We start from the raw sequence: 12,894 nt of genomic DNA, 5'->3' as shown, positions 1-12,894 counted from the left end.
CTGATCCCACCGGGGTCCGACCCGGCCCGGCCCGATCCGGACTGACCTGGACCGGGCTGGAGCGGCCTGGTCTCGGCCCGGCCCGATCTGGAGCGGGCCGCTTCGATCCAGCCACGCCCGGCCGCCGCCCGCAGCCCCCACCCCGCCCACCTGCCTAGCGAAAGCCCGCGACCGCATGCACCCCTACCGTCTCCTCTTCCGCCTCCTCTTCCAGCGCATGGACCCCGAGCGGGCCCACCACCTGGCCTTCGGCTGGATCAGGCTCGCCGCCCGCATCCCCGTCCTGCGCACCTTCATCGCCGCCGTGCTCGCCCCTCGCCACAAGGCGCTGCGCACCGAGGCGCTGGGCCTGCGGATGCACGGCCCGTTCGGGCTGGCCGCCGGATTCGACAAGAACGCCGTCGCCATCGACGGCATGACCATGCTCGGCTTCGACCACGTCGAGATCGGCACGGTCACCGGCCACGCCCAGCCGGGCAACCCGCGCAAGCGCCTGTTCCGGCTCGTACCTGACCGCGCCCTGATCAACCGGATGGGCTTCAACAACGAGGGCTCGGCGGCCGTCGCCGCCCGGCTCGCCGCCCGCCGGCCGGCCTTCAAGACCACCGTCGGCGTCAACATCGGCAAGACCAAGGTCGTCCCCGAATCGGATGCCGTCGCCGACTACGTCACCTCGACCGAGCGGCTGGCCGCGTACGCCGACTACCTCGTCGTCAACGTCTCCTCGCCCAACACGCCGGGGCTGCGCAACCTCCAGGCCGTCGACCACCTGCGCCCGCTGCTGACCGCGGTGCGCGAGGCGGCCGACCGCACGGTGCCCGGTCGCCGGGTCCCGCTGCTCGTCAAGATCGCGCCGGACCTGGCCGACGAGGACGTGGACGCGGTCGCCGACCTCGCCGTCGAACTCGGCCTGGACGGCATCATCGCCACCAACACCACCATCGCCCGCGACGGCCTCGGCCTGACCAGCGACCCGGCCCTGGTCGCGGAGGCCGGCGGCCTCTCCGGCGCCCCCGTCAAGGCCCGCTCGCTGGCCGTACTGCGCCGGCTGTACGCCCGAGTGGGCGACCGGGTCACCCTGGTCGGCGTCGGCGGCATCGAGAGCGCGGACGACGCCTGGGAGCGCATCCTGGCCGGCGCCACCCTGATCCAGGGCTACAGCGCCTTCATCTACCAGGGCCCCTTCTGGTGCCGCACCCTGCACAAGGGGCTGGCCGAGCGGCTGGCGGCCAGCCCGTACGCCACCCTGGCCGAAGCGGTCGGGGCCGAGACCAAGGAGCAGGCGGCATGAGCGCAGCCAACGACCCGCACGCCCCGCAGCAGGCCGACGGCGCCGCCGAGCCCTTCGGCAGCAGGCTGCGGCGGGCCATGGACGCCCGCGGCCCGCTGTGCGTGGGCATCGACCCGCACGCGGCCCTGCTCGCCGACTGGGGCCTGGCCGACGACGTGGCCGGCCTGGAGCGCTTCTCGCGCACCGTGGTGGAGGCGCTGGCAGGCCAGGTGGCCGTGCTCAAGCCGCAGTCCGCGTTCTTCGAGCGGTTCGGCTCGCGCGGGGTCGCCGTCCTGGAGCGCACCGTCGCCGAGGCCCGGGCCGCCGGGGCGCTGGTGCTGATGGACGCCAAGCGCGGCGACATCGGCTCGACCATGGCCGCGTACGCCGCCGCCTATCTGGACCCGGCGTCGCCGCTGTTCTCCGACGCGCTGACGGTCAGCCCCTACCTGGGCTTCGGCTCGCTCGCGCCGGCGGTCGAGCTGGCCCGGGCGAGCGGCAGCGGGCTGTTCGTGCTGGCGCTCACCTCCAATCCGGAGGGTGCCGAGGTGCAGCACGCGCTGCGGGCCGACGGCCGCAGCGTCGCTGCCACCGTCCTTGGCCACCTCGCCGAGCAGAACGCGGCCGAGCGCGCCGCGGGCGCCCCGCTCGGCTCCTTCGGCGCGGTCGTCGGCGCCACGCTGGGCGACGCGGCCACCGCCGCGGGCGCCCCGCTCGCCATCGACGGCCCGCTGCTCGCCCCCGGCATCGGCGCCCAGGGCGCCACGCCGGCGGACCTCCCCGCGGTGTTCGGCGCGGCGGTCGGCAACGTGGTCCCCAGCGTCAGCCGCGGGGTGCTGCGCCACGGCCCGGACGCCGCCGCACTGCGTGCCGCGGCGGCCCAGATCGCCGATGAAGTACGGGCCGCCGTGAAATAAGTACCTCAGAACCCGGTGCATTTGCCCCGAAAAGTCCTGGTCGAGCGAGTCTGACCAGGACTTTTCGTCTGTTCTCGCTGACTGGAGCGGCCGTGGCCGCTAGTCTCCGACGAGTGGGGGCTCCTCCCACGCCGTTGAGGCAGCGGGGGAGGAACGCACAAGCGCGTTGCGCGTTGCTCCCCAGGTGAGGGGCGACTAGGTTCCTCACCGGTCCGTATCCGACAGTTCGATATCCGAGGTGACGTAGGCGTGGCTCTTCCGCCCCTTACCCCTGAACAGCGCGCAGCCGCGCTCGAAAAGGCCGCCGCGGCTCGCCGGGAGCGCGCCGAGGTCAAGAATCGGCTCAAGCACTCCGGCGCATCGCTGCACGAGGTCATCAAGCAGGGCCAGGAGAATGACGTCATCGGCAAGATGAAGGTCTCCGCCCTCCTGGAGTCCCTGCCCGGCGTGGGCAAGGTCCGTGCCAAGCAGATCATGGAGCGGCTCGGCATCTCCGAGAGCCGCCGCGTGCGCGGTCTGGGCTCCAACCAGATCGCTTCCCTGGAGCGTGAGTTCGGCGGCAGCGCCGCCTGACGTTCTCAGGGGCTCGCGGGAACCTGGATAATCGCCGCATGGCAGCACACCCCCAGGGGGCGACCAGCCCCCTCGCTTCGCAGGCGGTATCCCCCGTAACTCCGGACGCTCGTCCGCGGCTGACCGTGCTCTCCGGCCCCTCAGGGGTCGGCAAGAGCACGGTCGTCGCGCATCTGCGCAAGGCCCACCCGGAGGTATGGCTCTCGGTCTCCGCCACCACCCGCAAGCCGCGCCCCGGCGAGCGCCACGGCGTCCAGTACTTCTTCGTCGAGAACGAGGAGTTCGACAAGCTGGTGGCCAACGGGGAGCTGCTGGAGTGGGCCGAGTTCGCGGGCAACCGCTACGGCACCCCGCGCCGCGCCGTCCTCGACCGGCTTGAGGCCGGGGAGCCGGTGCTGCTGGAGATCGACCTCCAGGGGGCCCGGCTGGTGCGGGAGTCGATGCCGGAGGCGCAGTTGGTCTTCCTGGCCCCGCCGAGCTGGGAGGAGCTGGTGCGCCGGCTGACCGGGCGGGGCACCGAGTCGCCCGAGGTGATCGAGCGCCGGCTGGCGGCGGCGAAGGTCGAGCTGGCCGCCGAGTCGGAGTTCGACACCACCCTGGTCAACACCTCCGTCGAGGACGTCAGCGCCGAGCTGCTAGCCTTGATGCGAGTGGTCTGATCTTTTCTGATTCTTTGACCCTCCTTGTTCCAAACTGCTCCAACCTGTTCCACCGCTTCTCGTACGACCTGTTCCACCTGCTCCACCCCTCTGGTTTGCTCCAGAGGCATCCCCTTGGTCGCACCCGTGACCAAGACCCCCAGCCGAGACCTTCGGCGGGGGCAGGGACGGCGCCGCGGTTCGCGGCGCTGGCGTCCCGACAGACGCCGTCGCCACGGGCGACCGGCGGCCACGCAAGGGTGACACCGTCACCACGCGGATCGCCGCAGCGTCTGTGAAACCGCTGAACCCGATCGGAAGGCAGAGAGTGTCCTCTTCCATCACCGCGCCCGAGGGCATCATCAACCCGCCGATTGATGAGCTGCTTGAGGCCACCGACTCGAAGTACAGCCTGGTGATCTACGCCGCCAAGCGCGCTCGTCAGATCAACGCGTACTACTCGCAGCTCGGTGAGGGCCTGCTGGAGTACGTCGGCCCGCTGGTCGACACGCACGTCCACGAGAAGCCGCTGTCGATCGCGCTCCGCGAGATCAACGCGGGCCTGCTGACCTCCGAGGCCATCGAGGGCCCGGCCCAGTAGTCACCGCGGGCGGTACGTTCTCTTCACCACGGGCCCGGCAGCGGGCGCCTCCGGCACGGGCCGGTGGAGCGGCTGCCGGGCCCGTGGTGTGTCATGGGGCCGATGCGACAGCGCGCGGAGAGGTGAACGATGGACAAGCCCACGAAGCAGCCGACCGACCGACCTGCGACAGGCGGCGAGCCGGAGCCGGCGGCAGCCGAGCCGGCCGCGCAGCCCGCGGCCGAGAAGCCGTCGGTGGTACTCGGCGTGAGCGGCGGCATCGCCGCGTACAAGGCGTGTGAGCTGCTGCGCCGACTGACCGAGTCCGGGCACGACGTACGGGTGGTGCCCACCGCGTCCGCGCTGCACTTCGTCGGCGAGGCGACCTGGTCCGCGCTCTCCGGCCACCCGGTGGCCACCGAGGTCTGGGCGGACGTGCACGAGGTGCCGCACGTGCGGATCGGGCAGGCGGCCGATCTGGTGGTGGTCGCCCCGGCCACCGCCGACACGCTCGCCAAGGCCGCCCACGGGCTCGCCGGCGACCTGCTCACCAACACCCTGCTGACCGCCCGCTGTCCGGTCGTCTTCGCGCCCGCCATGCACACCGAGATGTGGGAGCACCCAGCGACCCAGGAGAACGTGGCGACCCTGCGCCGCCGCGGCGCCGTCGTCATCGAACCCGCCGTCGGCCGGCTGACCGGCGTGGACACCGGCAAGGGGCGGCTGCCCGACCCCGCGGAGATCTTCGAGGTCTGCCGCCGGGTACTGGCCACCGGCCAGCACCCCGCCCACGACGACCTGGCCGGCCGCCACGTGGTGGTCAGCGCGGGCGGCACCCGGGAGCCGCTGGACCCGGTGCGTTTCCTCGGCAACCGTTCGTCGGGCAAGCAGGGGTACGCGCTGGCGCGGGCCGCCGTGGCCCGGGGCGCACGGGTCACTCTGGTCTCCGCGAACAGTGCGCTGCCCGACCCGGCCGGCGTCGATGTGGTACGCGTGGGCACGGCCCTGCACCTGCGCGAGGCGATGCTCAAGGCGGCGGCCGACGCGGACGTGGTGGTCATGGCCGCGGCCGTGGCCGATTTCCGGCCCGCCGTCTACGCACCCGGCAAGATCAAGAAGCGGGACGGGCAGGAGCCCGAGCCCATCGCGCTGGTCCGCAACCCGGACGTGCTCGCGGAACTCTCCGCCGAGCGCACGCGCACCGGCCAGGTGGTCGTCGGCTTCGCCGCCGAGACCGACGACGTGGTGGCCAACGGCCGGGCCAAGCTCGCCCGCAAGGGCTGTGACCTGCTGGTCGTCAACGAGGTCGGCGAGCACAAGACCTTCGGTGCGGAGGAGAACGAGGCCGTGGTGCTCGGCGCCGACGGCAGCGAGACGCCCGTACCGTACGGCCCCAAGGAAGCACTGGCCGAAACCGTGTGGGATCTGGTCACCCGCGCGCTGAGCCCGGCCGTCTGAGGCAGTCGTACCACTATGTGAGACCGCTGGTGGCGGAGTGCGGACGCGCGCGGGAGCGCTCATGGTCCGTGCTCCGCGACCGGGTGCGCCGGTGGGTCCCGGCGGCGCACCCGCGCCCGGCGCCGCGGGCGCCGATCATGGACTGCGGGGCGGCCAGCGGCCGTTGGGCCGGTGCGGGGCCGCCCTCCCCGCCCGCCGGGACCGGCCGCGCGACCTGGGGACCCGCCGCCGACTCGGCGCAAAAGGGCCGCCCACTGTGTGGTTGAACGCACAATTCACCCCAACCAAGCGTGTGGGACGAGTCACCCTGCGCCCGTGTTGCGAGACACGCGGCCCAATCGGCGAGAGTGACCGATAAACTGGTCACGGATTCGCGTCGGGCGCAGCTCCCGTGCGTCTCCGCCCATGCTCAGCCAGCAGCCGCTGCAACCCCAGGGAGCGATGTGTCCCGCCGCCTGTTCACCTCGGAGTCTGTCACCGAGGGCCACCCTGACAAGATCGCTGACCAGATCAGCGACACCATCCTCGACGCCCTCCTGAAGGAGGACCCGCACTCGCGGGTCGCCGTCGAGACCCTGATCACCACCGGTCTGGTGCACGTGGCGGGTGAGGTGACCACCAAGGCGTACGCGCCGATCGCCTCGCTCGTGCGCAACAAGATCCTTGAGATCGGGTACGACTCGTCCAAGAAGGGCTTCGACGGCGCCTCCTGTGGCGTCTCAGTGTCGATCGGCGCGCAGTCGCCCGACATCGCCCAGGGTGTCGACACCGCGTACGAGGCCCGTGTCGAGGGCTCGTCCGCCGGGGACAAGGACGACGACCTCGACAAGCAGGGCGCGGGCGACCAGGGGCTGATGTTCGGCTACGCCTGTGACGAGACCCCCGACCTGATGCCGCTGCCGATCCACCTCGCGCACCGGCTCTCCCGCCGGCTGTCCGAGGTGCGCAAGAACGGGACCATCCCCTACCTGCGCCCCGACGGCAAGACCCAGGTCACCATCGAGTACGACGGCGACAAGGCCGTCCGCCTCGACACCGTCGTCGTCTCCTCGCAGCACGCGTCCGACATCGACCTGGACTCGCTGCTCGCCCCCGACATCCGCGAGTTCGTGGTGGAGGCGGAGCTCAAGGCCCTGGTGGACGACGGCATCAAGCTGGAGACCGAGGGCTACCGGCTGCTGGTCAACCCGACCGGCCGCTTCGAGATCGGCGGCCCCATGGGCGACGCCGGCCTCACCGGCCGCAAGATCATCATCGACACCTACGGCGGCATGGCCCGGCACGGCGGCGGTGCCTTCTCCGGCAAGGACCCGTCCAAGGTGGACCGCTCGGCCGCGTACGCGATGCGCTGGGTCGCCAAGAACGTGGTCGCCGCGGGTCTCGCCGCGCGCTGCGAGGTCCAGGTCGCCTACGCGATCGGCAAGGCCGAGCCGGTCGGTCTCTTCGTGGAGACCTTCGGCACCGCCACGGTCGACGCCGAGCGCATCGAGCAGGCCATCACCCAGGTCTTCGACCTGCGCCCCGCCGCGATCATCCGCGACCTCGACCTGCTCCGCCCGATCTACGCCCAGACCGCCGCGTACGGCCACTTCGGCCGCGCGCTGCCGGACTTCACCTGGGAGCGCACGGACCGGGTGGACGCCCTCCGCCAGGCCGCCGGCCTGTAACCCACCGACCCACGCGCCATTCGCGCTGCCGCAACCACGCGGCACGGGCCGACAACATGCGCCGCACCGCGGCCCCGGACCCTTTGGGGGTTCGGGGCCGCGGTGTTTTTTGGGGCGGGGTGGTGGGAGAAGGGAGGGGGCGTTAGCTGTCGGTTGTGGTTGCGGCGTTGTCCGAACTGCCGGCGGGCTCCGGATCGGATGGCCCCGCGGGGGCCGCGGGGGCGTCGAAGGCGCTGCGTACCTCGGCCGCCCGCTCGCCACACCCGGCGCCCACGAGCAGGTCGGCCAGGCGCCGGGCGAACAGGGCGCGCTCGGGCCCCTCCGCGGCCAGCCCCGCACTGGTCATCAACCGGTCCACCTGGTCGGCGAAGCCGCTGCCGTTCGATGTGGCAGACCCGGGCGCGGGCCCGGTGCCGTCGAAGAAGAGGCCGGCCGTCGAGCCGTGGCCGTTCGCCGCCGGGATGGAGCCGGTGGGCGGCGCCTCCTGTTCGGGGCGGGCCGTGGGCACCAGGTGCCGGAAGGTCTCCGGCACCTCCTGGTTGTGCGCGGCCGACGAGAGCTGGGCCAGCGGCCCGATCAGGTGCACGGTCTTCTCGATGGCGTCGTCGTTGCGCGCCATCCACCACACCACCGCGCTACCGGGGTCCTTGAGCACGTCGTTGGACAGATAGGCCCGCTTGTTCCGTTCCCAGTTGCGCTCGTGCTCCCATATCTCCTCGTCCTTGCGTACGGTCGACAGCTTGCGCAGGCGCTCTTCGTCGGCGTCGCTCAGCCGCAGGCCCACCCCCTCGGCCATGGCCGTGACCCGCCCCGTCGGATCGGGAAGCATGGTGGCCAGTGCGCCGTGCAGGTAGTGCTGGGTGAGTGAGGCGCGGTGCGGCGGGTGGAGGGCGGCGATGTGCCTGGCCCGGTCCAGTACGGCATCCACGGCCAGGGCGCCGGCATTGATCTGCGGGGCGTCCGGTGCGACGGGCAGGGGGCACCACCGCACGGTGGCCGAGAAGAGGAAGTCGTAGTCCTCCTCGGCGCTGGGCAGGGCCACCGCGCACACCGCTCGCTCCCACCGCTCCGGCTCCTCGATGGGGCGGTCGGGCTCCAGCAGGAACTGCTGCGGCACGGTGCCACGGCGTCGGTTGGGAACCCCGGCGAACAGGGCCGAGGCGACGATCAGGGCGAGCGCGAGCAGCGGATACACCCGCAGCGGCCAGCCGGCGCCCAGCCCGACGATGCCGAGGACCAGCGCGCAGATGGTGGCCAGGAAGGCGGTCAGGGTCTTGCGACCAGAGCTCATGGTGCGTCTCCCACGTCCGGGTTCACAGGGCGAAGGCGGGGCTCTCGATGCCCTGGGCGGCATCGATCTTGTCGGCCAGCAGGCGGGCCACCTCACTCCGGCCGGGCCCGGGCGCCGCGGCCCAGTCGCGGGCGATGACGTGCAGCCGGCTGAGCGGGCCCGGGCGGCTCGCGGCGGCCCCGACGAGAACGTCCAACAGCGCCGCACCGTACGCGTCCGCTGCGAGGGCGGCCGACAACCAGTGGTTGACACAGGGGCGCCACCGGTCGTACGCGCCGTGCTCGAACACCGCAGCCCAGCCCGTGCCCAGCCGGGCGCGGGTGGTCGGCTCGGTGTACAGGGCCGGGGTGCGCGAGGCGGCCTCGGCGAGGGCCAGGAAGATCTCCGCATCGGCGGGCCAGGCGTCGGGGCGGAGCCGGTCGAGCAGGTAGCGGCAGTGCCGGCCCTCACGCGTGGCCAGGGCCAGCAAGGCCGAAAGCGCCAGCCGGTCGCGGGTCGTGCGCTCCTGGCGCGCGAGGTGGTGCAGCCGCACCAGGGCCTGGCTGGGGTGGCGCTCGGCCACCACCTTCTTGCAGGCCGTCACCAGGACGTACCGGAACGCGGAGGGCAACCGGCTCTCCCGCGACCACTCGTAGACCTTGCGGCGGAACGCCTGGCCGTGCCGGTCGTGACGGAGCCCCTCGGCCAGTGCTTGGGCGGCGTCGGGGATGAGGCGGGCCGCGTCAGGAGAGCGGCACCAGCGGTCGGCCAACTCCCACAGATCATCGGGACGGTCGGAGCGCAGGCTCTGCTCAGCGAAGGACGCCACCAGTGCGGCACGCGCCGTGTCGTCGAAGCGGCGGGAGCGGACGCAGCGGCTCACCCACTCCTGGAAGCTGGGCCGGAGGTCAGGGAAGTACGTCCAGAAGTGGGTGCGGACCGCCTTGGCGTACGTCGGGGTGTCGAACCGCACGGTTCCGCCTGCGCGGTGCTGTGCGCGGACGGCACGGAACTCCTCGGTGAGGTCGGTCCGGTCGAAACGCGGGCGGTCGTCCTCGGCGTGGTCGACGATCGACAACAGGTGGGCCGCCGCTTCGTGGACCACCTCGGGCGAGCGCTCGTGGAGCATCGCCAGGGCGAGGGCGACGGCGCGTTGTCTGCCGGTCAGGGAGACGACGAACCGTGCCACCTCGGGCGTGTGGTCGGTGATGCCGGCCAGCGCCCGGTCGCGCCAGTCCCCGATGCCGTACGGCGGGTCGGGATGTGCGTCGCGCTCGCGACGCATGAGGTCGGCCAGGCCCGCGAGATCGCGGGCCGGCGCGTACACGAGGTATTCGGTCAGCTCCGTTGAGCCGAGGTCGGCCAGATCGGGGACGATGCCGTGGTGGCGCAAGTGGCGCATGAGGACGCTGCGGGCGTCTGGCCGGCCCAGGTGCACTGTGAGTTGCCGGTGGCTGTTCTCCCGCAGATAGCCGAGGTGGTGGGGGAGGACGACGGCCAGCCGCGCGTCCTGCTCCCGCAGTTGTGCGCGGAAGGCGGACAGCTCCTGTTGCACCTTCAGGTACCACGTCTCGTCGCTGCCCGACAGGTCGAGCAGCATCCGGTCGCCCCTGCCGATCATCCGCGGGTCGAGCGCGGCCCCGTCCTCGCTGTCGCTCGTGTCGGGCAGTTCGTGGAAGCTGCCGGCGGCACCGGCGAGCTCGTGCAACAGGACCAGCGCCGCCGCTCGCCGGCCGCTGCCCGGTTGACCGGTCAGGAGTACGAGGCCCTGGCTGCGCAGCAGTTCGCGGGCCTGGCGGAACTGGTCGGGGTAGACGAAGCAGCGGCTCAGCCACCCCAGGTCGTCTTCGGCGATGGTCTGCCGGGGCGTGTCGATCCGCTCCTCGGCTTGCGAGAGGGCGGCCTGGATGATGTTGAACTGGTGCCCTTCGCCGGTGTGGGTGGGGCCGAAGGCCGCGCCCAGGTGGGTCGCGATGTGCTCCGCCAACGGGTCGTTCACCGGTCCTCGCCGTCCTCGGGCTCTTGGGGGGCCTCGAAGCGCTGGTGGATGCCGCCACGGTTGTCACCCGCGATGTACTGGGCATGACCGCCGTTGAACTCCGGCCGATGTAACTGCCCGCCGTTGATCTGGTCCCCGTTGACCTGTCCGCCGTTGATCTGGTCGCCCCGGATCTGGTCCCCGTTGATCTGGTCGCCGTTCCCCGTGTGCAGCGGGCCGTGCGCCTCGCCCACGAACGTGCCGAGGTTCCCGGTGAGCGTGCCGATGCCGCCGCTCTGGCCGGTGGGGCGGGGCGGGCCGGGCTCGGGGTCCGCCGGCGCGGGCCGGCTCGCCCGCTGGTCGAGCTTGGCCAGCACCGGCACCGAGCTGACGAGGCGATCACCGAGCCGGTCGAGGTCGGCGGCGCCGCCGCGTTCGGTGAACCGTTCGTACTGGCACTCGGCGAGCTGGGCGATCGACTTCGGCAGGCGGCGGGGATCGAGCTGTTCCGTGGTCCGGCCGATGAGGACCGGCACCACCAGCACCCCGTACGCGAACGCCTCCTCAAGCTCGCGGCGCACCCAGTCCTGCGGGTCGGTCAAGGCCCGGCGGTTGGGCCGCTTGGCGTGCGGGGTGTCGATCCAGCCCCCGTCGATGAGTGCCAGGAACACCGCGCAGCGCCGCACCGCGGTGCACAGCACCGAGTCGAAGTTCGTCCCGACGTCGATGGACTTGCGGGCGAGGAAGACGCTGTCGGTTCCGAAGCGCTGCGAGAGCGCCTCGTTGAACAGGTACGCCGTGGTCTTGCCGCCGGCCGTGCGGTAGTTGATGAATATCTCGTGCATGGGAGTCTCCCCGGTTCGTTGGTCGGCTTCGGTGGTGCGTGGAGCGACTACGCGGCTGAGGCACTTGCGGCGAGGGCGAGGTCGGGGCTGAGCTCGCGCACGGAACGGTGCCGCGGATAGCGGTTCAAGGTCCTGGACAGCCGGCGCAGATCCGCCCGGATGGTCGCGGAATGCACCAGGCCGACCGAACCGAGCAGCTCCCGGGTCAGGACGCAGGACCGTTCGATCTCGCCCGCCGCGGCGTGCGCGAGCGCGGCACGCACGCCGTAGCGCGTCCGAGTGCGCAGGGCGTGCGCCGGGAGGCGGCCGATCTCCCGCTCCAGCGTCTCGGCCGCCCGGGTCGGCCGGCCGAGCTCGTACAGGCACCACCCGGTGAACATGGCCGCGACGTCCGGCAGGTGCGAGGCTCCGATGACGGGCTTGGCGCCGTCGTCACTGCTGCGTGCCAGGAGGTCGCGGGCCCGGTCCAGGTTGCGCATGCAGGCGTCGTACGCGCCCTCGACGGCCAGGCTCTGGGCGAGGTGCTGGGCGGCGATGCCACGGACCCGCGGCGATGCGTCGCAGGCCAACACGTGCTCGGCGAGCCCACTGGCCTGCGCGGTATCGCCGCGGAAGAGGCTGATCAACGCCCTGCGCACCACGGTGTACGCGGCGTGTTCCCGATCGTCACAGGCCGTGGCCAGCTCCACGGCCCGCTCCGTCCACCACAGGGCGCCGGCGTCCTGACCGGCTTCCTGCGCCATCCACCCGGTGTACTCCGCGTAGCGCGACGCCAGGACCAGCAGGTCGTGCCGGGTCCGGGTGCCGGAGCGCGCCGCGAGCTGCTCCAGGCTGTGGGTCTGGGCGATGAGCACGGGCAGCAGGGTGCTGGGCCCCGAGGTCTGCCCCAGCCGGCGGAACTGGTCGAACAGTGCCCGTGAGGTGTCGACGAGGCCGGCTCCCAGCACATCGGCCGGTACGGGCATCCCGCCGCCGGCGCCGATCGCGAGCACCGAGCCGGCCCCCGCCGTGATCACCTGCCTACGGGCCACGGGCTGGAACGCACTCGATCCGTCCTTGTTGAGCTGCATCAACCACACCTCACCGTCGTCACTGGAGCGGGCGTCGCGAGCCTCGGTCCTGGGGCCCGCCACGAGGGCGGAGAGGGCACCGCCCGTTTCCAACCGTGCGTCGCACATCCGGGCGAGCTCGACGGTGGGGCGTTTGAGTCCGCGTTCCACCTTGCTGAGCTGGCCCTTGCTGTAGTGCACCAACGCGCCCAACTGCGCGAGCGACAGCCGTGCGGCCAGCCGCCGCCTGCGTAGCTCCCGGCCGAATTCCTGTGGCTGCTCCAGCACGTCAACCTCCGTCACGGTTCCCCGAGCAGCCGCCTGTCACCGCGAGTCAGCGTGCGGCAGGCGGCACGGCGGAACAAGGCGAAATGGGGTGTTTCCCGTTTCCTGTTGGACAGGCAACGGGAAAGGCATCGGCCCTGTCGAGGGGGCCTCCCACGGCCGGCGGCCACCTCCCGGCCACCCCGCCCCTGTCGTACCCGTCTGCTAAGACTGGAGCTGTGAGCAGCGAGAACGAGCAGTCGGGAGGTGGGCCGGGGCGCGTGGGGCGTTCCGGTGGGGACCACGGGGCTGGCGCGCGGGGTGGGGAAAGCAGGGCTGGTGTGCGGGGCGGGGAAGGTAGAGCTGGCGTGCGGGGTGGGGAAAG

The 12,894-nt window shown here is 72.2% G+C and carries 11 protein-coding genes; 7 read left to right on the top strand and 4 right to left on the bottom strand.

The genetic code is table 11. The features are described from left to right. The first annotated feature begins 175 nt into the window (after window positions 1-175). The 7 genes from ACMA1D_RS09405 (at window position 176) to metK (ending at window position 7,103) form a co-directional block, all read left to right on the top strand. Window positions 176-1,291 carry a quinone-dependent dihydroorotate dehydrogenase gene (locus ACMA1D_RS09405; protein ID WP_414723409.1) on the top strand — a complete coding sequence of 372 codons (1,116 nt, stop codon included), beginning with the start codon at window positions 176-178 and terminating at the stop codon, window positions 1,289-1,291. Then, on the top strand, window positions 1,288-2,187 hold the full coding sequence (gene pyrF / locus ACMA1D_RS09400) for an orotidine-5'-phosphate decarboxylase (protein ID WP_414723408.1): 900 nt from the start codon (window positions 1,288-1,290) through the stop codon (window positions 2,185-2,187). The genes ACMA1D_RS09405 and pyrF overlap by 4 nt, the downstream gene beginning before the upstream one ends. Window positions 2,188-2,436: 249 nt before the next feature. Next, on the top strand, window positions 2,437-2,760 hold the full coding sequence (locus tag ACMA1D_RS09395; RefSeq protein WP_014157387.1) for an integration host factor: 324 nt from the start codon (window positions 2,437-2,439) through the stop codon (window positions 2,758-2,760). 38 nt (window positions 2,761-2,798) lie between these two features. Next, complete coding sequence (gene gmk / locus ACMA1D_RS09390) at window positions 2,799-3,419, top strand: guanylate kinase (RefSeq protein WP_414723407.1); 621 nt, start codon at window positions 2,799-2,801, stop codon at window positions 3,417-3,419. A 307-nt stretch (window positions 3,420-3,726) separates the two neighbouring features. Beyond that, a complete protein-coding gene (gene rpoZ, locus ACMA1D_RS09385; protein WP_005319902.1) occupies window positions 3,727-3,999 on the top strand; it encodes a DNA-directed RNA polymerase subunit omega in 273 nt (90 codons plus the stop codon). Between the two features lie 129 nt (window positions 4,000-4,128). Further along, entirely contained in the window at window positions 4,129-5,436 is a 1,308-nt protein-coding gene (gene coaBC / locus ACMA1D_RS09380; protein WP_414723406.1) for a bifunctional phosphopantothenoylcysteine decarboxylase/phosphopantothenate--cysteine ligase CoaBC, read from the top strand. A 443-nt stretch (window positions 5,437-5,879) separates the two neighbouring features. Continuing rightward, a complete protein-coding gene (gene metK / locus ACMA1D_RS09375; protein ID WP_414723405.1) occupies window positions 5,880-7,103 on the top strand; it encodes a methionine adenosyltransferase in 1,224 nt (407 codons plus the stop codon). Window positions 7,104-7,245: 142 nt separating this feature from the next. On the opposite strand, the gene ACMA1D_RS09370 is transcribed toward metK, so the two are convergent. From ACMA1D_RS09370 to ACMA1D_RS09355, 4 genes are read right to left on the bottom strand one after another with little or no spacing between them, the layout of a single operon-like run. Further along, window positions 7,246-8,394 (bottom strand): hypothetical protein, encoded by a 1,149-nt coding sequence (locus tag ACMA1D_RS09370; RefSeq protein WP_414723404.1) that lies wholly within the window; start codon window positions 8,392-8,394, stop codon window positions 7,246-7,248. Between the two features lie 22 nt (window positions 8,395-8,416). Continuing rightward, entirely contained in the window at window positions 8,417-10,372 is a 1,956-nt protein-coding gene (locus ACMA1D_RS09365; protein ID WP_414723403.1) for an ABC transporter substrate-binding protein, read from the bottom strand. Next, the gene (locus tag ACMA1D_RS09360; protein ID WP_414723402.1) at window positions 10,369-11,196 is read right to left on the bottom strand and encodes a toll/interleukin-1 receptor domain-containing protein; all 828 of its coding nucleotides are present in this window, start codon (window positions 11,194-11,196) and stop codon (window positions 10,369-10,371) included. Before ACMA1D_RS09360 ends, ACMA1D_RS09365 begins: the two co-directional genes overlap by 4 nt. 47 nt (window positions 11,197-11,243) lie before the next feature. Further along, entirely contained in the window at window positions 11,244-12,548 is a 1,305-nt protein-coding gene (locus tag ACMA1D_RS09355) for a helix-turn-helix domain-containing protein (protein WP_414723401.1), read from the bottom strand. Window positions 12,549-12,894: the final 346 nt, after the last annotated feature.

It is taken from the genome of Streptomyces sp. 796.1 (genome assembly GCF_047525675.1).
In the GTDB taxonomy this organism is placed as follows: domain Bacteria; phylum Actinomycetota; class Actinomycetes; order Streptomycetales; family Streptomycetaceae; genus Streptomyces.
Note: the sequence above shows the minus strand (reverse complement) of the source record. Positions and strands in the feature narration are given on the sequence as shown.

Excerpts from the sequence above, each read along its gene's own strand:
- pyrF (WP_414723408.1), top strand. The coding sequence starts at position 1,288 with ATGAGCGCAGCCAACGACCCGCACGCCCCGCAGCAGGCCGACGGCGCC.
- ACMA1D_RS09370 (WP_414723404.1), bottom strand. The coding sequence starts at position 8,394 with ATGAGCTCTGGTCGCAAGACCCTGACCGCCTTCCTGGCCACCATCTGC.
- ACMA1D_RS09360 (WP_414723402.1), bottom strand. The coding sequence starts at position 11,196 with ATGCACGAGATATTCATCAACTACCGCACGGCCGGCGGCAAGACCACG.
- ACMA1D_RS09405 (WP_414723409.1), top strand. The coding sequence starts at position 176 with ATGCACCCCTACCGTCTCCTCTTCCGCCTCCTCTTCCAGCGCATGGAC.
- gmk (WP_414723407.1), top strand. The coding sequence starts at position 2,799 with ATGGCAGCACACCCCCAGGGGGCGACCAGCCCCCTCGCTTCGCAGGCG.
- coaBC (WP_414723406.1), top strand. The coding sequence starts at position 4,129 with ATGGACAAGCCCACGAAGCAGCCGACCGACCGACCTGCGACAGGCGGC.